Here is a 20,281-nt window from a genome sequence, read left to right as displayed (position 1 = left end):
ACCCGGAGGCGACGCGCGTACCGTGCCCTGCATGCACGTCCTCGTCACCGGCGCCACCGGGTACATCGGCGGTCGCCTCGTCCCCAGACTCCTCGAAGCCGGTCACACCGTGCGGGTCTTCGTGCGGACGCCCCGGAAGCTGCAGGACGTCCCCTGGCACGACGACGTCGAGATCGTGGAGGGTGACCTCGCGGACGCCCGTGCCGTCCGGTCCGCCGTCGAGGGCATCGAGGCGGTCTACTACCTCGCACACGCGATGGGAGCGGACGGCGACTTCGAGCGCGCCGAGACGCAGGCGGCCGGCACGATGGCGCACGAGGCCCGGGTGGCCGGGGTCCGGCGCTTCGTCTACCTCGGCGGCCTGCACCCCGACGGTGAGCTGTCGAAGCACCTCCGGAGCCGGAAGGAGGTCGGCGACGTCCTGCTCCGTTCGGGCGTCCCGACGATCGCCTACCAGGCGGGCGTCGTGATCGGTTCGGGGAGCACGTCGTTCGAGATGATCCGCCACGTGACCGACGTGCTGCCGTGGATGCCCGCGCCGAAGTGGGTCCGGAACCACATCCAGCCGATCGCGATCCGCGACGTCCTCTACTACCTCGTCAAGGCGCTCGAGATCCCCGCCGACGTCAACCGCACGTTCGACATCGGCGGCCCGGACGTGCTCCGCTACGGCCAGATGCTCAACGGGTACGCGGTGGAGGCCAAGCTGCCACAGCGCGCGATCGCCTCGCTGCCGGTGCTCACCCCCGGGCTCGCCGCGCACTGGTTCAACATCGTGACGCCGATCCCGCGGAAGCTCGCGCGTCCGATCATCGAGTCGCTGCAGTTCGAGTGCGTGCAACGCGAGCACGACATCGACGAGTACGTCCCGCACCCCTCCGGCGGACTGACCCCCTACCGGCGGGCGGTCCGGCTGGCCCTGACCCGCATGCGCACCGGCGAGGTCGAGACGAGCTGGCGGAACGCGACACTCGCCGCGACCCCGGCCGACCCACTGCCGAGCGACCCGGACTGGGCCGGGCACACCGTGTACGTCGACGACCGGGAGCGGCACACCGACGCGTCGGCCGCCGACGTCTGGCGCGTGGTCGAGTCGATCGGCGGGGAGAACGGCTGGTACTCGTTCCCGCTCGCCTGGGTCGCCCGGGGGTGGATGGACAAGATCGCCGGCGGGGTCGGACTGAGCCGCGGTCGACGTGACCCGCAGCGGCTCGAGCAGGGCGACGCGCTGGACTGGTGGCGCGTCGAACGCCTCGACCGCGGGCGCTACCTCCGCCTCCGCGCCGAGTTCAAGTCGCCCGGCCGGGCCTGGTTGGAGATGACCGTGACGCCGTCGCCCTCCGGCGGCAGCGACTACCGACAACGTGCGATCTACTTCCCCCAGGGACTGTCCGGACGCCTGTACTGGTACTCGATCCTGCCGTTCCACGGGGTGATCTTCCCCGGCATGGTCGAGCGGATCACCGCCGCAGCCGAGCGGGAGTCGCACAACACCGACTCGACCTCCCGCAACCGCACCCACCAGAATGGCAGTGCTGACACGTCGCACGAGGAGGCAGCATGACCGAGGACCGACCCACCGTCCTGTTCCTGGGGGACAGCATCACCGAGGCAGGGGACTGGGAGAACCGGCTGCCGTCGGAGCGCACGCTGAACCTCGGCGTCGGCGGCGACACCACCGACGGGGTGCTCGCGCGGCTCGACGAAGTGGTGGCCGCCGAGCCCGAGGTCATCGTCCTGCTCATCGGCACGAACGACTTCGGCAACCACCGCGCGAGCGTCGAGCACGTCGTCCGGAACGTCGAGACGATCCTCGTCACCCTGCGCCGCGAGCTGCCCGGTGTCCGGCTGCTCCTCGTGTCGGTGCTGCCCCGGCAGGCCGAGTACCGCGCCAAGATCGAGGAGGCCAACCGGCACCTCCGCCAGTTCGTCGCGACCTGCCACGCGCAGTACCTGGACGCCTGGCCCGCGCTGGCCGACGGCGACCACCTCGCCGACCGCTACTCCGACGACGGCCTGCACCTCAACGACGAGGGCTACCGGGCGTACCTCGACGAGCTCGAACCGGCGCTCGAGCGCGTCCGGGACCTCCCGCCGATGTCCCGTCCGTTCCGGGCGATCGACCTCGACGGCGCGTCCGCCTGATGGCCTCGCGGAGGGGGCGACCCGCGATCGGGTCGTCCCAGCAGGGCGTGCCCGCGAGGCCGACGCCGCGAGCACCGCAGCGCGCCGCTGAGGGAGGTCGCCAGCTGCCGCCCTACACCCGTCCCGCACTCGCGCCGTCGTTGCTCGCCGCCGTCGTGCTGCTCGCGTGCGTCGCGATCATCGACGCCTCGGCGTTCGTGTTCGCCCGGTGGGGCGCCACGGTCCTCGCCCTGATCATCCTCGTGTTCGCCGTGCGCGGGCGCTCCTGGTGGGCAGCGGCCCTCATGGCCGCGGTCGCGGTGTGCTGGAACCCGCTGGTCGTCGTGACGATCCCCGGGCAGGTGTGGGCCGCGCTCCAGATCGTCGCCGCGGCGCTCTTCGTCGTGGTCGGGCTCGCAGTGAAGGTGCCCCGCGAGACGGACGCGGCCGGGAGCTGACCCGACCGCGCCGCGCGTGCCGTGCGCGACGTGGCGGGCGTGCGTCGTGCCTCCCGGCCGGTCTCGACGCCAGCCGGTGTCGGGGGTGACGCGCGAACCCCGTGCCCGCGTGGACGGTAGGATCAGTCAGTCGGGTGCAGGACCCGACCGATCGACCCGAAGGGCATGGATGAGCGACGAGACCGAGCCGGTGACCGAGAGTCCACTGCTGACCCCTCGCCCGTCGTCCGGCGGTCTCGACCGGCCCGACGTCGTCGTGCGGAAGGGTCGTCTGACGCTCGTCAACGGCCACCTGACGCCCCAGCAGTCCATGATCGAGGACCTGCTGTTCCTCGACGACGCCCTCACCGCCGGTGACGTCGACCACCTGCTCATCCGCGGCAACGACCAGCGGCCGGTGATCGCCGTCGACGAACGCGACCGGCAGCGTGCCGAGAGCGCGGTCATGGCGGCCGCCGCGAACGAGCCGTTCTACGCGAAGCCGCCGAAGCGCCCCGCCGTGCTCGTCATCGACGACGGCCTCGGGGCACCGGACGAACCCGTCCTGCGCCTGTTCCGCCCGCGGGTCGAGCCGATCGGGCGGCTGCGCTACGGCGCCGAGACGAGCGTGCAGCTCGAGTTCTGGCGCGTCACCGACACCGAGGTCCTCGCCCCCGTCGAGAACGCCCTGATGCGTCGCAGCCTGCCGGTCGAGGAGTTCGTGCTCGTCGACATCGACCGGTACGGCCGCACGTGGCGCACCGTCGAGCACATGTTCGACGACCACGTGTCGGACATCCGCTTCCCGATCGACATCGTGTTCTCGTGGGTCGACGGGAACGCGGTCGAGTACCAGCGCGCACGGCAGGCCGCACAGGCGAACGCGGTCCTGGGGGAGGGCGACGACGCTCCCGCCCGGTTCCGGCAGATCGACGAGCTGAAGTACGCGCTCCGATCGGTGCACACGTTCGCGCCGTGGATCCGGCAGATCTACATCGCGACGGACTCGCCGGCGCCGAAGTGGCTCGCCGACCACCCGAAGGTCCGGATCGTCCGCAGCGAGGAGTTCTTCGCCGACCCGTCGGTGCTGCCCACGCACAACTCCCAGGCCGTCGAGTCGCAGCTGCACCACATCCCCGGCATCAGCGAGCACTTCATCTACTCGAACGACGACATGTTCTTCGGGCGCCTCGCGGACCCGTCGGTGTTCTTCAGCCCGGGCTCCGTGACGAAGTTCATCGTCGCGGACACCCGCATCGGCCTCGGCTCCAACAACCCTGCTCGGAGCGGGTTCGAGAACTCCGCCCGGGTCAACCGACGCCTGCTGCAGCAACGGTTCGGCGCGGTGACGACCCGGCACCTCGAGCACGCGCCGACCCCTCTCCGGTCGTCGATCATGACCGAGATGGAGCACGAGTTCGCGGACGAGTTCCGGGCCACTGCGGCGTCGCGGTTCCGTGCGGCGGACAACATCTCCGTGACGAACTCGTTGTACCACTACTACGCGCTGCTCACGGGGCGGGCGATCATCCAGGAGAACGCGTCGGTGCGCTACGTCGACACGACGATGCAGTCCGGGTTGAAGATGCTGGACGACCTGCTCAAGAAGCGGAACGTCGACTTCTTCTGCCTCAACGACGGGAGCTTCCCGGAGGTCAGCGACGAGGAGCGGACCGAGCGCGTCACGGACTTCCTCGAGAAGTACTTCCCGTTCCCGGCGCCGTGGGAGCGCGCCGGCGCTTAGGACGCGCCAGCGTCCTGCCGGTGCGCTCCGGGGGAGCCTGCGAGCCCGGCGCCGAAAACCAGCCACGCGCTCCGGGCGAGCCTGCGAGCCCGGCGCCCAGAGCCGGCCACGTGCGCTCCGGGCGTCGCGCTCCCGGGCGTCGCGCTCCGGGCCTGCCTCACGAAACGCGCCCGTTCCGACGCCACACGTGTCGATCGACATGCGGAACGTCGGGACGTGCGCGTTTCGTGTCTCTACGGGTGGACGGGGGAAATCTCTACGGGTGGACGGGGGAGAGCGGCACCGAGTCGAGCGTGAAGACGGGGATGCTCGACGTCACCGGTGCCGGCTCGACCGCAGGAGCGATGCGGACACCCGCGGCGGCGAGTCGGGCCTCCGTCTCGACCGCGGACACCGGCTCGCCGACGGTCGAGTAGTGCCCGATCGGCACGACCGAGTGCACGACGTTCCGGCCGTACACGTGGACGAGGTTGAACGACTGTGCGCCGTCGCGACCCCGGGTGCCGGCCTGGTACTCCATGAGGTCCTGCGTGTAGCAGGTCGCGCTCGCCACCGAGACGGGGATCCCCGCGAAGACCGCACTGGTGGAGTAGTGCAGGTGCCCGGCGATGATGCCGATCACGTCACTGCCCTCGACGACCTCGGCGAGTGACGCCTGGTCGCGGAGTTCCACGAGCACGGCGAGGTCTTGGACGCTCGGGACGGGCGGGTGGTGCATGGCGAGGACGGTGCCGTGCGGTGCGGCCTCGGAGAGGACCTCGGCGAGCCAGTCGAGCTGCTCGGGGGAGACCTCGCCGTGGTGGTGTCCGGGCACGCTCGTGTCGAGGGTGATGACGCGCAGACCGTTGACGTCGTAGACGAAGTCGACGGGACGGTCGGTCGGCTGGATGCCGAAGAGTTCCTGGCGGAAGGCGCCGCGCTCGTCGTGGTTGCCCATCGCCCAGATGAGCTGCGCGCCGATGCGGGCGGCGGCGGGCTCGAGGAGTTCGCGCACGCGGGCGTAGGCACCGGGCTCGCCCTTGTCCGCGACGTCGCCGGTCACGACGATCGCCTCGGGCTGAGCACCCGAGGCTTCGATGTCGGCGATGATCTCGGCCAGCCGTGCGGCGGGGTCGACATCCCCGTAGAGCGGGCCGTCGCCGCCGACGAGGTGTGTGTCACTGAGGTGGAGGAGGAAGTGGTTCGGCCTGGGGTGTTCGGCCGTCCGGCTGTCCATCGGTTTCTCGTTCCGTTGACGGGTGCGTGGTGCAACACGCTGCCACACCATTCTGAACCGTCGGTGAACCCGAGACGGTGTTTTCGAATCCAGAGGAACGAACGAGCCCCCCGACCACGAAGTGGACGAGGGGCTCGTTCGTTCTTGCCGAGGAGTGTTCTTGCTCCTGCTAGTGGTTCCCGGCACCGACGGCAGCAGCGGGGTGCTCGCCCTCGGTCAGCTCCGGGCCATGGTGCGCGGCGTGCGCAGCCTCGAGCTCGGCCTTCGACACCGGGGCGATGCGGTCCTCGAAGAAGAACCGCGACACGCTCGCGCGGGCCTTCTGCAGCCCCGTGATGCGACCCCGGGCGTCCGGGCGGACCATGAGCGGCTTGTACTCGTTGAACTGCAGCAGGCGCCAGCGCTCGTACTCGTCGAGGGGCTCGTGCACCTCGATGTACTCGCCGTGGGGGAGACGGACGATGCGTCCGGACTCGTACCCGTGGAGGACGATCTCGCGGTCCTTCTTCTGGAGGGCGAGGCACACGCGCTTCGTGATCCAGAAGGCGACGAACGGGCCGAGGACCGTCATGGCCTGGATCACGTGGATCACGTGGTCGATCGACACCAGGAAGTGGGTCGCGATGATGTCCGACGACGCAGCGGCCCAGAGGCTCGCGTAGAGCGTGATGCCGGCCGCACCGAGACCCGTGCGGGTCGGGGCGTTGCGCGGACGGTCGAGGATGTGGTGCTCGCGCTTGTCGCCCGTGACCCACGCCTCGACGAACGGGTAGATGAACATCGCCACGATGAGCGCCATGAGCACGGCGATCGGCACGAGGATGTTGAACGACACCGTGTAGCCGAACCAGACGACCTCCCAGTGCGGCGGAACCAGACGGAGCGCACCGTCGGCGAAGCCGATGTACCAGTCGGGCTGGGTACCGGCGGACACCGGGGACGGGTCGTACGGGCCGTAGTTCCAGATCGGGTTGATCGTGAACAGCGACGCGATGAGGGCGAGGATGCCCGCGACGATGAAGAAGAACCCACCGGCCTTCGCGGCGAACGCCGGGAGGATCGGGACGCCCACGACGTTGTCGTTGGTCTTGCCCGGGCCGGCGAACTGCGTGTGCTTGTTGATGACGACGAGCACGAGGTGGACACCGAGCACCGCGACGAGGATCGCGGGGAGCAGCAGGATGTGCAGCGTGTACAGACGACCAACGATGTCGGTGCCGGGGAACTCGCCACCGAACAGCAGGTAGGCGATCCAGACGCCGATCACCGGGACGCCCTCGATCATGCCGACGATGATGCGGAGACCGTTGCCGGAGAGCAGGTCGTCGGGGAGCGAGTAGCCGGTGAAGCCCTCGGCCATGGCGAGCACCCAGAGGACGAAGCCGAAGACCCAGTTGAGCTCACGCGGCTTGCGGAACGCGCCGGTGAAGAAGACGCGGGCCATGTGCAGCATCACCGAGGCGATGAACAGCAGGGCAGCCCAGTGGTGGATCTGTCGGACGAACAGACCACCGCGGATGTCGAACGAGATGTTCAGCGTCGACTGCAGCGCGGTCGACATCTCGACGCCCTTCAGCGGGACGTACGCGCCGTGGTACACGACCTCGGCCATCGATGCCTGGAAGAAGAACGTCAGGAACGTCCCCGAGAGCAGGATGACGACGAAGCTGTACAGCGCGACCTCGCCGAGCATGAAGCTCCAGTGGTCGGGGAAGATCTTGCGACCGACCTCCTTCACCAGGCCCGAGATGCTCGTGCGCTCGTCGATGTAGTTGGCAGCGGCCCCGATGATGCGGGAACCGCGCTCCGGCGCCGGCTTGGTGGCCGACGTCGTCGCGGGACGGGTGGTTGTGCTCATCAGCGCTCACGCTCCCAGAAGGACGGTCCGACGGGCTCGTGGAAGTCGCTCTGCGCCACCAGGTAGCCGTCGTCGTCGATCGCGATCGGAAGTTGGGGGAGGGGACGTGCAGCCGGTCCGAAGATGACCTCGCAGTTGTTCGCGACGTCGAAGGTCGACTGGTGGCACGGGCAGAGCAGGTGGTGCGTCTGCTGTTCGTACAGGGCGACCGGGCATCCGACGTGGGTGCAGATCTTCGAGTACGCGACGATGCCGTCGTAGCCCCAGTTCTCCTGGCCCTTGGCGGGGTTGAGGTCGTTGGGGTCGAGGCGCATGAGGAGGACGGCGGCCTTGGCCTTCTCCTCCAGCATGTCCTCCTTGTCGAGCATGCCGTCCGGGATGACGTGGAACACCGAACCGATGGTCACGTCGGACGCCTTGATCGGGAGACCCGTGGGGTCCTTCGTCAGGCGCGTGCCCTTCGCCCACATGGTGTGGCGGAGGAGTTCGTTGGGGTCGGCCGCGGGCGCGAGGTCACGCACGAGGACGATGCCCGGGAGCGGGAACGCGGCCAGCGCGCCGATCATCGAGTTGCGGATCAGCTTGCGACGGCTGAACCCGGACTCCTTGTCGGCGAGCTGGAAGGCCTCGACCGCCTTGGCACGGGTCGCGTCGGTACCGCGGGTGCTGTGGCGCATCTCGGTGATCTCGCGGTCGACCACGAGGGACTTCGACCAGTACACGGCACCGAGGCCGAGTGCGAGGAGCGCGAGGGTGATCGACAGACCGAGCCAGAGGTTGGCCAGCCGGACCGTGCTGAAGTCGTCTTCCTTGATCGGGAAGGCGACGTACGCCGCGATCGCGAGGACACTGCCCACGATCGAGAGGTAGAAGAACGTCGCGACCTGGCGCTCGGCCAGCCGCTGCTTCTTCGGGTCGACGTCGGTGCGACGCGCGCGGTGCGGCGGCTCGCCCGGGTTCTCGAACGGGTCCGCGGGCACGACCGCGGTGCCGGCCGAGGCGGTGGTGCCGTGTGTCGTGCCGTGCTTCTCGACAGCCGAGGACGAGTTCAGTGCCTCGTCGTCGTGCTCTGCCATGGTGTTCCCTTCAGTGTCGTTCGACACGGACGATCAGTTGGACTTCGCGGTCAGCCAGACCGTCATCGCGACGACGGCGCCGAGTCCGAAGATCCAGATGAACAGACCCTCTGCCACCGGCCCGATGGAGCCGAGCGCGAAACCGCCGGGCGACTTGTTGTCCTGCACGTACTTGAGGTACGAGATGACGTCGGCCTTCTGCTGCGGGGTCAGGTTCAGGTCGTTGAAGACCGGCATGTTCTGCGGGCCGGTGAGCATGGCCTCGTAGATGTGCTTGCCGGAGACGTCCTGGAGGTTCGGGGCGTACTTGCCCTCGGTCAGCGCACCGCCGGCACCGGCCACGTTGTGGCACATGGCGCAGTTGATGCGGAAGAGCTCGGCACCCTCGGCGGCGTCGCCCTTGCCGTCCGTGAGGTCGCTCGACGGGACGGCGGGGCCGGGGGCGAGGGACGCGACGTACTGCGCGAGCGCATCGACCTGCTCGTCGGTGAACTGCGCCGGCTTCTCCTCGGCCTGCGGGCCGGAGGCGGCCATCGGCATGCGGCCGGTGCCGACCTGGAAGTCGACGGAGGCAGCACCGACACCGATGAGGGACGGACCCTCGCCGGTGCCCTGGGCGTTCAGACCGTGGCAGGTGGCACAGTTCGAGGCGAAGAGCTTCTCGCCCTCGTTGACCTTCGACTGAGTGGACGCGGCCGAGACGGTGCTCGTGCTGTCGTCAGCGTTCGCCGTGGAGCTGAACAGCGCGTACGCACCGCCGGTCGTCATCAGGCCGACGACGATGAGCGAGACGGTCGCCAGGGGAGACCGGCGGCCCTTCTTGGATTTGGTTCTGTTGAACATGCTGTGGGGGCTATCCAGTTCCTACTTGAGAAGGTAGATGACGGCGAAGAGGCCGATCCAGACGACGTCGACGAAGTGCCAGTAGTACGACACGACGATCGCGGTGGTCGCTTCCTTGTGACCGAAGTTCTTGGCGGCGAACCCGCGACCGAGGGTCAGCAGGAACGCGATGAGGCCACCCGTGACGTGGAGGCCGTGGAAGCCGGTCGTCATGTAGAAGGCCGAGCCGTAGGCGCTGGAGGAGAGCGTGACGCCCTCGTGCCAGAGGTTGGCGTACTCGAAGATCTGACCGCAGACGAAGATCGCGCCCATGCAGTAGGTGACGAAGAACCACTCGGTCATGCCCCAGTGGCGCGGGTTCCAGCTCGTGCGGTGCACCTGGAAACGCTCGGCGGCGAAGACCGCGAACTGGCAGGCGAAGCTCGACAGCACCAGGATGATCGTGTTCACCGACGCGAACGGCACCTCGAGCTTGGCGGTCTCGGTGGCCCAGAGCTCGGGCGAGGTGCTGCGGAGCGTGAAGTAGATCGCGAACAGGCCGGCGAAGAACATGACCTCGCTGCCCAGCCACACGATCGTCCCCACGGCCACGGCGTTCGGCCTGTTGAGGACCGGTGCGGTGGCAGATCTGGAGAGAGGGGTGCTAGTCACAGACTCCATTATGGCCGAAACCACCGACAGTGTTTTCGCAGCCAACTGGTGGGTCGCTCGAATTCACTACGATCGGACCATGCACGACCAACTCACGTGGCCCTCGGTGATCAGCGCGCTCATGGCGCGCCAGGACCTCTCGATCAGGCAGTCCACATGGGCCATGGAGGAGATCGTGCAGGGACGTGCGACGTCCGCCCAGATCGCGGCGTTCGCCGTGGCACTCCGTGCCAAGGGCGAGACCGTGGACGAGGTGGTCGGCTTCCGTGACGCGATCCTCGACGCCGCTGTCCCGCTGGACGTCGACCCGATGGCGCTCGACATCGTCGGGACCGGCGGGGACGTCGTCGGGACGGTCAACGTCTCCACGATGGCCGCGATCGTGATCGCCGCGGCCGGCGTGCCCGTGGTCAAGCACGGCAACCGCGCGAGCTCCTCGAAGTCGGGGTCGAGCGACGTGCTCGCCGCGCTCGGACTCGACCTCACGATGGACGCCGCGCGTGTTGCGGACACCTTCCAGCGTGTCGGGCTCACCTTCGCCTTCGCGAGCGCCTTCCACCCCGGGTTCGCGCACGCCGGTCCGGTCCGCCGTGAGATCGGCGTGCCGACCGTCTTCAACTTCCTCGGGCCGCTCGTCAACCCGGCACGCTGCGAGGCCAACGCGGTGGGCGTGGCGCAGCTCGAACTCGTCCCGATCATCACGGGCGTGTTCCAGACCCGCGGCGCGACGGCGCTCGTGTTCCGCGGCGACGACGGACTCGACGAGCTCACCACAACCGGGCACAGCCACATCTGGGAGGTCACCGGCGGCCGGATCATCGAGCACGACCTCGACCCGCGCGACCTCGGCATCGCCCGCGCCCGGACCGAGGACCTGCTCGGCGGCGACCCGGAGCACAACGCGGCGGTGGTGCACCGTGTCCTCGCAGGGGAGACCGGACCCGTCCGCGACATCGTGCTGCTCAACGCGGCGGCGGGACTCGTGTCCTTCCGGCTCGCGGAGGACCCGGCGCAGGCCGACCGTGCGATCCTCCAGCGCTTCCGCGAGCAACTCGCCGTCGCGGCCGAGGCGATCGACTCGGGCGCCGCGGCCCGCAAGCTCGCCGACTGGGTCGGCGCCGCACCCGCCGCCTGACGGCGACGAACCACGCCGACGCTCGCTCGGCGGAACCAGGTTCCGGCAGGTCGACACCAGGTTCCGGACACAGCACCGTGGAATCACGTGGTGCTGTGTCCGGAACCTGGTTCTCCCGACCGCCGCGACCCGCGATGCCGGGCCGGACACCCGGGGGAGCGCTCCGCGCCCACCGCAACGGCCTGGAGGCGCGGTGCCGGTCCGTCGGACCCGCACCGCGCCTCCAGGCGGTCACGTCAGCAGCGGACTACTGGACGTCCTCGTCGACCCAGTCGAAGGTCTTCGTGACGGCCTTCTTCCAGAGGCGGAGCTGGCGGTCGCGCTCGGCGTCGTCGAGCTGCGGCTCCCAGCGCTGGTCCTCCTGCCAGTTGGCGCGGAGCTCGTCGAGGTTCGCCCAGAAGCCGACGGCGAGACCGGCGGCGTAGGCCGCGCCGAGCGCCGTGGTCTCCGCGACGACCGGTCGGACGACCGGAACGTTGAGGATGTCGGCCTGGAACTGCATGAGCTCGTTGTTCGCGGTCATGCCGCCGTCGACCTTGAGCTCGGTGAGGTCCACACCGGAGTCGGCGTTCACCGCGTCGAGGACCTCGCGGGTCTGCAGCGCCGTCGCCTCGAGTGCGGCACGGGCGATGTGGCCCTTGTTGACGTAGCGCGTGAGGCCGACGATGGCGCCGCGGGCGTCCGGACGCCAGTACGGCGCGAAGAGGCCGGAGAACGCCGGGACGAAGTAGACGCCGCCGTTGTCCTCGACGGTCTTGGCGAGGGCCTCGACCTCCGGGGCGCTGCCGATGAGTCCGAGGTTGTCGCGGAGCCACTGGATGAGCGATCCGGTGACGGCGATCGAACCCTCGAGGGCGTAGTGGGTCTCCTGGTCGCCGAGCTTGTAGCCGACGGTGGTGAGGAGGCCGTTCTCGGACCGGACGATCTCGGTACCGGTGTTGAAGATGAGGAAGTTGCCGGTGCCGTAGGTGTTCTTCGACTCGCCCTGGTCGAACGCCGCCTGGCCGAAGGTCGCGGCCTGCTGGTCGCCGAGGATGCCGGCGATCGGGACCTCGCGGAGGAGGTTCGACGACTCGACGTGGCCGTAGACCTCGGACGAGCTGACGATCTCGGGGAGCATCGACTTCGGCACGCCGAAGTCGGCGAGGATGTCGTCGCGCCACTCGAGCGTCTCGAGGTCCATGAACAGGGTGCGCGACGCGTTCGTGACGTCCGTCTTGTGGACGCCGCCGTCGACGCCACCGGTGAGGTTCCAGAGGACCCAGGTGTCGGTCGTGCCGAAGAGGAGGTCGCCCGCCTCGGCCTTCTCGCGGGCACCCTCGACGTTCTCGAGGATCCACGCGATCTTCGTGCCGGAGAAGTAGGTCGCGAGGGGGAGCCCGACGATCGACTTGTACCGGTCGGTGTCGCCGTCGGCGAGCTTGTCGACGATCGACTGCGTGCGGGTGTCCTGCCACACGATCGCGTTGTAGACGGCCTTGCCGGTGGTCTTGTCCCACACGACCGCGGTCTCGCGCTGGTTCGTGATGCCGACCGCGGCGACGTCGTGCCGCGTGATGTCGGCGCGGGAGAGCGCCTGGCCGATGACCTCGCGGGTGTTGTCCCAGATCTCGGCCGGGTCGTGCTCGACCCATCCGGCGCGCGGGAAGATCTGCTCGTGCTCCTTCTGTCCGACGGACACGATGGAACCGGAGTGGTCGAACACGATCGCTCGGGTCGAGGTGGTGCCCTGGTCGATGGCGACGATGTAGTCGGCCATTGGTGCTCCTTACGGGTGTCGGTGTCACGGTCGGCTGCGGTGCCGACCGGGCTTCGGGCGCCGGACCGGCTGCTGTGCCGGTCGGGCGGGGTGCCCGGCCGGCTGCTGCGCCGGTCGGACGGGGTGCCCGGGTCAGCAGTGCGCTGGCGGGCGAGGGCCGTCGGCGGCTGGGCCGGCAGGCGGGGTGCCGCGGTCGACGACGGTGTCGGCGTCGACCGCGGCCGAGGGGTCTAGGAGACGATCGGGAGCAGGAACGTCGATGCGCCGGCAGCGAGAGCGCCACCGATGAGCGGGCCGACGACCGGCACCCACGCGTAGGACCAGTCGGACGAGCCCTTGCCCTTGATCGGGAGGAAGGCGTGCGCGATGCGCGGGCCGAGGTCACGGGCCGGGTTGATGGCGTAGCCGGTCGGGCCACCGAGCGAGACACCGATCGCGATCACCAGGAAGGCGACGGGGACCGCGCCGAGCTCCTTGGGGGTGCCACCGTTGGTGAACGCGAGGACGACGAACACGAGGACGAACGTGCCGATGATCTCGGTGACGACGTTCCAGGCGTAGCTGCGGATCGCCGGGCCGGTCGAGAAGACGCCGAGCTTGGCGGCCGGGTCCGGCTCCTCGTCGAAGTGCTGCTTGTAGGCGAGCCAGACGATGACCGCACCGATGATGGCGCCGATGAGCTGCGCGAGCCAGTAGAGGAACATCTCGCCGACGGTGATCTTGCCGAGCAGGGCGAGACCGAGGCTCACCGCGGGGTTGAGCTGGCCGCCCGAGCTGTACGACACGGTGACGCCGGCGAAGACCGCGAAGCCCCAACCGATCGTGACCATGAGGAAGCCCGCGCCGAAGCCCTTGGACTTCGTGAGGGACACGGCGGCGACGACACCGCCACCGAGGATGATGAGCATCGCCGTGCCGACGAGCTCGGAGAGGAAATTGACGCCGATGCCGTCCATCGGTGACCTCCAGTGCGTGAGGGTTGGGGGTCCGGTGGTGCGGGTCCGGCACTCCCCGTTGAGTGATTGGGGCGAGCATACTGACGCGGATCGCGGCTCCGCGACGGAATCGCGAGCGATCCGCGAGAAAGTGCACGAACGTGCATCGGCGGTGCGAGATCGCGCGTTCGGAGCGGCTTTCCCGCCGCGATCCTGGTGCACGAACGTGCACGGAGCGCGAACGGGCGGCCGCTGTAGGGTGAACCCGTCACCGTCCAGGTGCGCCCGTCACCGTCGACGAAGGAGTTCCGCGCATGAAGAAGCTCATCAACGACCCGCACGCCGTGGTCGACGAGACCGTCCGCGGGTTCGCCCGTGCGCACGCCGGGCACGTGGTCCTGGTCGAGGACCCGATCCACCTGCACCGAGCCGATGCTCCGGTGTCGGGCAAGGTCGGGATCGTCAGCGGCGGCGGCAGCGGTCACGAACCGCTGCACGCCGGCTTCGTCGGCTACGGCATGCTCGATGCCGCCGTCCCGGGGCCCGTGTTCACGAGCCCGACACCGGACCCGATCGTCGCGGCGACGAAGGCCGTCGACGGGGGAGCGGGCGTGCTCCACATCGTGAAGAACTACACCGGGGACGTCCTCAACTTCGAGACCGCAGCCGAACTCGCGGCGATGGACGACGTCCGCGTCGAGTCGGTCGTGGTCGACGACGACGTCGCGGTCCAGGACTCGCTGTACACCGCCGGCCGTCGGGGCGTCGCGGGCACGGTGGTCGTCGAGAAGTGCGCGGGCGCCGCGGCCGAGCGCGGGGACGACCTCGACGCCGTCGCCGCGGTGGCCCGGCACGTGAACGAGGTCACCCGGTCGATGGGCCTCGCGCTCTCGTCCGGCACGGTGCCGCACGCCGGCGAGCCCTCCTTCACCCTGGCCGACGACGAGGTCGAACTCGGCATCGGCATCCACGGCGAGCCCGGGCGGGAGCGGATCGCGATGGCCCCGGCCGACGAGCTCGTCGACCGTGTCCTCGAACCGATCCTCACCGACCTCGAGGCTCCTTCGGGGTCGAAGCTGCTCCTCCTCGTGAACGGCATGGGCGGCACGCCGCAGTCGGAGCTCTACATCGCCTACCGACGCGCCGAGGAGGTCCTCTCCGACCGCGGCTACGAGGTCACGCGTAGTTTGGTCGGCAACTACGTCACGTCCCTCGAGATGCAGGGCTTCTCGTTGACCGTCACCGTGCTCGACGACGAACTCACCGCGCTCTGGGACGCCCCGGTGGAGACCCCGGCCCTGCGCTGGGGTCGCTGACCCACCGGACCACGATCCCGGCCCGGACCACGGGCCGGCCGCAGAAGGGACACCGCATTGGCGCTCGACACCGCATGGGCCATCGACTGGGTGCGTCGCTCGGCAGCGACGATCGACGACCACCGCGCCGAGCTCGTGACGCTCGACCGCGAGATCGGCGACGGGGACCACGGCGAGAACCTCGACCGCGGGTTCCGCGCCGTCGTCGAGGCGATCGACGCCGGGTCGTTCGACACCCCGGGTTCGGTCTTCAAGACGGTCGCGACCAAGCTCATCTCCACCGTCGGCGGGGCCGCCGGTCCCCTGTTCGGCACGGCGTACCTCAAGGCCGCGCAGGCCGCCGGTGACGTGGAGGTGCTCGACGCGTCGGCGCTCGTGGCCGTGCTGACCGCGGCGCGTGACGGTGTCGTCTCGCGGGGCAAGGCCGAGGTGGGCGACAAGACGATGGTGGACGCGTGGACGCCGGCAGTGGACGCCGCCGCATCGGCCGCCGAGGCCGGAGCGGCCCCGGAGCAGGTGCTCGCCGCCGCTGCGGACGCCGCCGCGACCGGTGCCGAGTCGACGGACGCCCTCGTCGCCCGCAAGGGACGCGCGAGCTACCTCGGTGAGCGCGCCGTGGGTCACCGCGACCCCGGCGCGCAGTCGACGGTCTACCTCCTGCGCGCCGCGGTGGACGCCGCGTGACCGTCGGCATCCTCGTCGTCTCGCACAGCGCGGCCGTGGCCTCCGGGACCGTCGAGCTGGCCCGGCAGATGGCGGCGGACGTCCGGCTCGTGGCCGCAGGCGGCACCGACGACGGCGGCATCGGCACCTCGTTCGAGGCCATCACCGCGGGGCTCGAGGAGCTCCGGGACACCGACGGGGTCGTCGTGCTGTGCGACCTCGGCTCGGCCTACCTGACGACCGACACGGCGCTCGACTTCCTCGACGACGACGACCGAGCACGGGTCCACGTCTCGCAGGCGCCGCTCGTCGAGGGCACGGTCGCAGCGGCCGTCGCCGCGCAGACCGGCGGCGACGTCGCGGCGGTCCTCGCCGCAGCCGCCAGCGCCGCCGGACCGAGCACGGCGGAGCTGCCTGGAGGCACGACACCCGACAGCGCGTCGGCCCCCGTCGACGGGTCGGTCGGCTCCAGCCCCGAGGACGCCGCCGTCGCGTCGGCCTCGGTCGAGCTCCGCAACGAGAGCGGACTCCACGCCCGCCCGGCGGCGGAGTTCGTGAAGACCGCCGCGCGGTTCGACGCACGGGTGCGTGTGAACGGCGTCGACGCGAAGAGCCTCCTCGCGATCATGGCGCTCGCGCTGCCGAAGGGCGCGACGATCGGCATCGAGGCCTCGGGGGACGACGCGCAGGACGCCGTCGACGCACTGGTCGGGCTCGTGCAGTCCGGCTTCGGGGAGTGACGGGTCTCAGGGAGCGTCGGCCGGCCCCGCGCTGATCGACAGCGTCGCGGCGAGGTCGACGTCCTCGGGGCCACCCGTCCCACCGGCCGCACGGAGGAGGGCCGCTCCGAACGCCGCGCTCCAGAACGTCCTGACGTCGCGGTGGAGCGAGCGGCTGGCCCACCCGCGGTCGGCGGCGACCCGTGCGAGGTAGCGCTCGGACTGTCGGAAGAGCAGACCGAGCAGGTGCGCGCTGCGCTCCCGCCCGCCGACCCCGAGTGCGGCCACGACGAGGGGGAGCGACGGCATCGCCAGCGTCGTGCGCGCCAGGAGGGTCCGGAACGCACCGGGGGAGCCGACCCGCCGTCCCGCTGCCTGCATCCGGCTCGTGTCGCGGAGGAAGAGCGTGAACGCGGCGTCGAGGACGAGGCGGTCCTTCGAGCCGAAGTGGTGCGTGATCTGGTTGGGGTAGACGCCCGCTGCCCGGGCGATGCCGCTCACCGTCACGTCGGTCGACCCTCCCGCGGTGAGGAGCCCCGCCGTCGCAGCGATGATCCGTGCACGGGTCGCCGACCCCCGCGCGGTCGTGCCGTCACCCTCGGTTGCCATGCCGGAATTGTACGTGGTACAACTCAACTTGTTCAACGTACAAGCAGGAGGTTCCGCGTGGACATCGTCATCACCGGGTACGGCAGCGTCACCCCGTTCGGCCACGGCGTCGACGTGCTCTGGGACGCGCTCGTCGCTGGTCGCTCCGGGGTGCACGTCCTCGGACGCAGCGGCGACCTGTGGGACCGGGTGCCGATCCGGGTCGGGGCGGACGCCGCACTCGACGCCGACACCGCCCTCGGTCGCGTGCGAGCCGCCCGCCTCGACCGCAGCCAGCAGCTCGCACTCGTCGCAGCGCACGAGGCGTGGGCGGACGCCGGAGCGCCCGGCGTCGAAGGCGACCGGCTCGCGGTGGTCGTCGGGACGGGCATCGGGGGAGTGGAGACACTCCTCGACGCCCACGACGTGCTCGGGGACGCCGGCGCCCGACGGGTGTCGCCGCGCGCGGTCCCGATGCTCATGGCGAACGGAGCTGCCGCGCAGATCAGCATCGAACTCGGCGCGCGAGCCGGCGCGTACACGACGGTGTCCGCGTGCGCCTCCGGGGCCGAGGCGCTCGTCACCGCGGCGCGGCTCATCGCCACCGGAGAAGCCGACGTCGTCGTGGCCGGCGGTACCGAAGCTGCGGTCACCCCGGTGACGATGGCGTCGTTCGCGCAGTCGCAGGCCCTCGCGAAGCCGGGCGAGGACGACCCGGCGACGCTCTCCCGCCCGTTCGACGCGGACCGTCGCGGCTTCGTGCTCGGCGAGGGAGCGGGCATCGTCGTGCTCGAACGTGCCGACCACGCCCGGGCACGAGCCGCGCACGTACGGGGACGCCTGGCCGGATGGGCGATCACCTCGGACGCGCACCACATCACGGCGCCGCTCGCCGACGGCAGCGAGCAGGAGCGTGCCATGCGTTCGGCGATCCGGATGGCCGGTGTCGCGCCGCGTGACATCGACCACGTCAACGCCCACGCGACGAGCACGCCGGTCGGGGATGTGGGGGAGGCCGCTGCCATCGCCCGGGCGGTCGGCACGGGCGCGGCGGTGTCGGCCCCGAAGAGTGCGATCGGGCACCTCTTCGGCGCTGCTGGAGCCGTCGAGTCGATCCTCGCCCTCCGCGCCGTCGAGACCGGGGTCGTCCCGCCGACCCTGAACCTCGACCGGCTCGACCCAGCGATCGACCTCGACGTGGTGTCGGGCGCGGCGCGGCGCACTCCGGTGCGCGCGGCGCTCAACAACTCGTTCGGGTTCGGCGGTCAGAACGCGTCACTTGTGTTCACGGCTGCGTGACCGCCCGCGCGACCGACGAGGCGGCGGTGATCCGTGCCTCCAGGCCGGGTGGGGAGCCGGCGTGCCGGCGACCGCTGGTACCCGCTCAGGCCGCCGCGCCGCCGGCCGGGGTGTCGTCGTCCCGCGCGGCCGGGCGAGCGGGACATCGCCGGACGACGGCGGCGACCACCGCAGCTGCTGCCGCCAGGAGCGCGACCGCACCGATCACCCAGACGGCGACCGGCGAGTGGCCGGCGTGGGTCGTCGCACTGGCGGGTCCGGCCGTGGCCGTCGCGATCGGTCCGGCAGTCGCGGACGTGGACGGTGCGGGCGACCCGGTCGGGGCGGCGCTCGGGGTCGTCCCGGCGACGCCCGAGGCAGTGAACCCGTACTCGCCCGTGATCGGGTGACCATCGGGTGACAGGTACCGCCAGACGACCCGGTAGGGCCCGTCGGCCAGCGTCACGGCCTTCGACATCGCGGTGCCGGCCACCTCGACGGAGCCCGAGGACACGTCTCGGTCCGATCCGTCGCGGACCTCGATCCGCAGACCGGCGTCGAGGCCGGCAAGCGGCGCCTCGGAGAAGGTCAGGGTGACGCGGTCGAGCGGAACGCTCACCGTGGAGTCGGCCGCGGGGTCGCTCGAGACAAGGGCGGAGTGCGCCGACGCCGGGGCCGTTCCTGCGGTGAAGGACGCCGCCAGGAGCAGCACGAGTGCGAAGGCCGACCATGAACGCATGCACAGGAGCCTACGGGCCTGCACCGACGGCCGCTGACGGGTCAGCCCGCGGCGTCGCCCGTCTGCCAGGATGAGCGGGTGCGAGCTGTGCAGTACTCCGACTTCCGTTCCGTGCCGACCGTCGTCGAACTCCCGGAGCCCGTGCTGCCGCCGCACGGTGTCCTCGTCCGGGTTCGGGCCACCGGGGTCTGTCGGAGCGACTGGCACGCCTGGACCGGCCACGACGACTCGGTGTCGTTGCCGCACGTCCCCGGCCACGAGTTCGCCGGCGAGGTCGCGGCGGTCGGCGCCGACGTCCGTCGTACAGCCGTGGGGGACCGCGTCACCGCGCCGTTCGTCTTCGCGTGCGGCGAGTGCGAGCAGTGCCGCGCCGGGGCCACGCAGGTGTGCACGGCGCAGCAGCAGCCCGGGTTCGACCTGCCGGGGTCGTACGCGGAACTCGTCATGGTGCCGCACGCCGACCTCAACGTCGTGACGCTGCCGGACGCGGTCGGGTTCGCCGAAGCCGCGAGCCTGGGGTGCCGGTTCGGTACCGCCTACCACGCCCTGCACGCCCGAGGGCGGGTGACGGCAGGGGAGTGGGTGTCGGTGTTCGGCTGCGGAGGCGTCGGTCTCTCCACGGTGCAGGTGGCGGTGGCCGCCGGTGCACGGGTCGTGGCGTCCGACATATCAGCGCAGGCGCTCGGGCGTGCTGCGGAGCTCGGCGCCGAGACCGTCCTCATGGACGACGATGCGGTCGACCGGATCCGCGAGCTGACCGGTGGCGGTGCGCACGTCTCCGTCGACGCGTTCGGGAGCCGTGCGACGTCGGTCGCCGCCGTCGGGACCCTGCGCCCTCGGGGCCGGCACGTCCAGGTCGGGCTGCTGCTCGGGGACGAGGCGACCCCGGCGATCCCGATGGGCCGGGTGATCGGCGACGAGCTCGAGCTGCTCGGGAGCCACGGCATCGCCGTGTCGGAGTACGCGGCGATGCTCGAGGACGTCGTTGCCGGCCGGCTGCGTCCTGCGGACTCGATCGGACGCACGATCGCGTTCGAGGAACTGCCCGAGGCGATCCTGGCGATGGACCGTCCGGCCGCGGGACCGGGGATGGTCGTGGCCACGTGGTGACGGCGGCGCCGCCACCTGAGTTGACATAATATGCATTATCGGCGCATAGAGCTGGGGTCCGGAACTGCGTGACGGCGGCTTGCCGCAGAG

Annotated in this window: 19 protein-coding genes; 10 read left to right on the top strand and 9 right to left on the bottom strand. The window is 70.5% G+C overall.

Annotated features, from left to right (window positions below; all coding sequences use genetic code 11):
* Positions 1-31: 31 nt before the first annotated feature.
* The 4 genes from QPJ90_RS13770 to QPJ90_RS13755 all read left to right on the top strand — a co-directional run bounded on the left by QPJ90_RS13770 (position 32) and on the right by QPJ90_RS13755 (position 4,305).
* Entirely contained in the window at positions 32-1,564 is a 1,533-nt protein-coding gene (locus QPJ90_RS13770) for an SDR family oxidoreductase (RefSeq protein WP_290131741.1), read from the top strand.
* A complete protein-coding gene (locus tag QPJ90_RS13765; protein WP_290131740.1) occupies positions 1,561-2,145 on the top strand; it encodes a GDSL-type esterase/lipase family protein in 585 nt (194 codons plus the stop codon). The genes QPJ90_RS13770 and QPJ90_RS13765 overlap by 4 nt, the downstream gene beginning before the upstream one ends.
* 47 nt (positions 2,146-2,192) lie before the next feature.
* Entirely contained in the window at positions 2,193-2,582 is a 390-nt protein-coding gene (locus tag QPJ90_RS13760) for a DUF6804 family protein (RefSeq protein ID WP_290131739.1), read from the top strand.
* A gap of 169 nt (positions 2,583-2,751) precedes the next feature.
* Positions 2,752-4,305 (top strand): stealth conserved region 3 domain-containing protein, encoded by a 1,554-nt coding sequence (locus tag QPJ90_RS13755; RefSeq protein WP_290131738.1) that lies wholly within the window; start codon positions 2,752-2,754, stop codon positions 4,303-4,305.
* Between the two features lie 256 nt (positions 4,306-4,561).
* On the opposite strand, the gene QPJ90_RS13750 is transcribed toward QPJ90_RS13755, so the two are convergent.
* From QPJ90_RS13750 to QPJ90_RS13730, 5 genes are all read right to left on the bottom strand, one after another.
* On the bottom strand, positions 4,562-5,521 hold the full coding sequence (locus QPJ90_RS13750; RefSeq protein WP_290131737.1) for a phosphodiesterase: 960 nt from the start codon (positions 5,519-5,521) through the stop codon (positions 4,562-4,564).
* 169 nt (positions 5,522-5,690) lie between these two features.
* Positions 5,691-7,379, bottom strand: coding sequence for a ubiquinol-cytochrome c reductase cytochrome b subunit (locus QPJ90_RS13745; protein ID WP_290131736.1), 1,689 nt, complete (start codon positions 7,377-7,379; stop codon positions 5,691-5,693).
* Positions 7,379-8,455, bottom strand: coding sequence for a Rieske 2Fe-2S domain-containing protein (locus QPJ90_RS13740; RefSeq protein WP_290131735.1), 1,077 nt, complete (start codon positions 8,453-8,455; stop codon positions 7,379-7,381). Before QPJ90_RS13740 ends, QPJ90_RS13745 begins: the two co-directional genes overlap by 1 nt.
* Positions 8,456-8,488: 33 nt before the next feature.
* Complete coding sequence (locus QPJ90_RS13735; RefSeq protein ID WP_290131734.1) at positions 8,489-9,298, bottom strand: cytochrome c; 810 nt, start codon at positions 9,296-9,298, stop codon at positions 8,489-8,491.
* Positions 9,299-9,319: 21 nt separating this feature from the next.
* Positions 9,320-9,958, bottom strand: a complete 639-nt coding sequence (locus QPJ90_RS13730; protein WP_058724425.1) for a heme-copper oxidase subunit III — start codon at positions 9,956-9,958, stop codon at positions 9,320-9,322.
* A gap of 70 nt (positions 9,959-10,028) precedes the next feature.
* Between QPJ90_RS13730 and trpD the strand changes: the two genes are divergently transcribed.
* The gene (trpD, locus tag QPJ90_RS13725) at positions 10,029-11,084 is read left to right on the top strand and encodes an anthranilate phosphoribosyltransferase (RefSeq protein ID WP_290131733.1); all 1,056 of its coding nucleotides are present in this window, start codon (positions 10,029-10,031) and stop codon (positions 11,082-11,084) included.
* A gap of 247 nt (positions 11,085-11,331) precedes the next feature.
* On the opposite strand, the gene glpK is transcribed toward trpD, so the two are convergent.
* Both glpK and QPJ90_RS13715 read right to left on the bottom strand, forming a co-directional pair.
* Positions 11,332-12,843 (bottom strand): glycerol kinase GlpK, encoded by a 1,512-nt coding sequence (glpK, locus tag QPJ90_RS13720; protein WP_290131732.1) that lies wholly within the window; start codon positions 12,841-12,843, stop codon positions 11,332-11,334.
* Between the two features lie 230 nt (positions 12,844-13,073).
* Positions 13,074-13,799: an MIP/aquaporin family protein gene (locus QPJ90_RS13715; RefSeq protein WP_290131731.1), complete on the bottom strand. Its 726-nt coding sequence runs from the start codon at positions 13,797-13,799 to the stop codon at positions 13,074-13,076.
* 293 nt (positions 13,800-14,092) lie between these two features.
* Here QPJ90_RS13715 and dhaK point away from each other — a divergent pair, with 293 nt between their 5' ends.
* From dhaK to dhaM, 3 genes are read left to right on the top strand one after another with little or no spacing between them, the layout of a single operon-like run.
* Positions 14,093-15,094: a dihydroxyacetone kinase subunit DhaK gene (gene dhaK / locus QPJ90_RS13710; protein WP_290131730.1), complete on the top strand. Its 1,002-nt coding sequence runs from the start codon at positions 14,093-14,095 to the stop codon at positions 15,092-15,094.
* 57 nt (positions 15,095-15,151) lie between these two features.
* Positions 15,152-15,778 carry a dihydroxyacetone kinase subunit DhaL gene (gene dhaL / locus QPJ90_RS13705; RefSeq protein WP_290131729.1) on the top strand — a complete coding sequence of 209 codons (627 nt, stop codon included), beginning with the start codon at positions 15,152-15,154 and terminating at the stop codon, positions 15,776-15,778.
* A complete protein-coding gene (gene dhaM, locus QPJ90_RS13700) occupies positions 15,775-16,497 on the top strand; it encodes a dihydroxyacetone kinase phosphoryl donor subunit DhaM (protein ID WP_290131728.1) in 723 nt (240 codons plus the stop codon). Before dhaL ends, dhaM begins: the two co-directional genes overlap by 4 nt.
* Before the next feature lie 6 nt (positions 16,498-16,503).
* Here the strand turns inward: dhaM and QPJ90_RS13695 are convergent, their stop codons facing one another.
* Positions 16,504-17,085, bottom strand: coding sequence for a TetR/AcrR family transcriptional regulator C-terminal domain-containing protein (locus tag QPJ90_RS13695; protein WP_290131727.1), 582 nt, complete (start codon positions 17,083-17,085; stop codon positions 16,504-16,506).
* Between the two features lie 57 nt (positions 17,086-17,142).
* Here QPJ90_RS13695 and QPJ90_RS13690 point away from each other — a divergent pair, with 57 nt between their 5' ends.
* The gene (locus tag QPJ90_RS13690; protein WP_290131726.1) at positions 17,143-18,363 is read left to right on the top strand and encodes a beta-ketoacyl-[acyl-carrier-protein] synthase family protein; all 1,221 of its coding nucleotides are present in this window, start codon (positions 17,143-17,145) and stop codon (positions 18,361-18,363) included.
* Positions 18,364-18,448: 85 nt separating this feature from the next.
* Here the strand turns inward: QPJ90_RS13690 and QPJ90_RS13685 are convergent, their stop codons facing one another.
* A complete protein-coding gene (locus tag QPJ90_RS13685) occupies positions 18,449-19,081 on the bottom strand; it encodes a copper resistance CopC family protein (RefSeq protein ID WP_290131725.1) in 633 nt (210 codons plus the stop codon).
* Positions 19,082-19,159: 78 nt separating this feature from the next.
* Between QPJ90_RS13685 and QPJ90_RS13680 the strand changes: the two genes are divergently transcribed.
* Positions 19,160-20,191, top strand: a complete 1,032-nt coding sequence (locus QPJ90_RS13680; RefSeq protein WP_290131724.1) for an alcohol dehydrogenase catalytic domain-containing protein — start codon at positions 19,160-19,162, stop codon at positions 20,189-20,191.
* Positions 20,192-20,281: the final 90 nt, after the last annotated feature.

The sequence above is a fragment of the Curtobacterium sp. 458 genome (assembly GCF_030406605.1).
Lineage (GTDB): Bacteria > Actinomycetota > Actinomycetes > Actinomycetales > Microbacteriaceae > Curtobacterium.
Note: the sequence above shows the minus strand (reverse complement) of the source record. Positions and strands in the feature narration are given on the sequence as shown.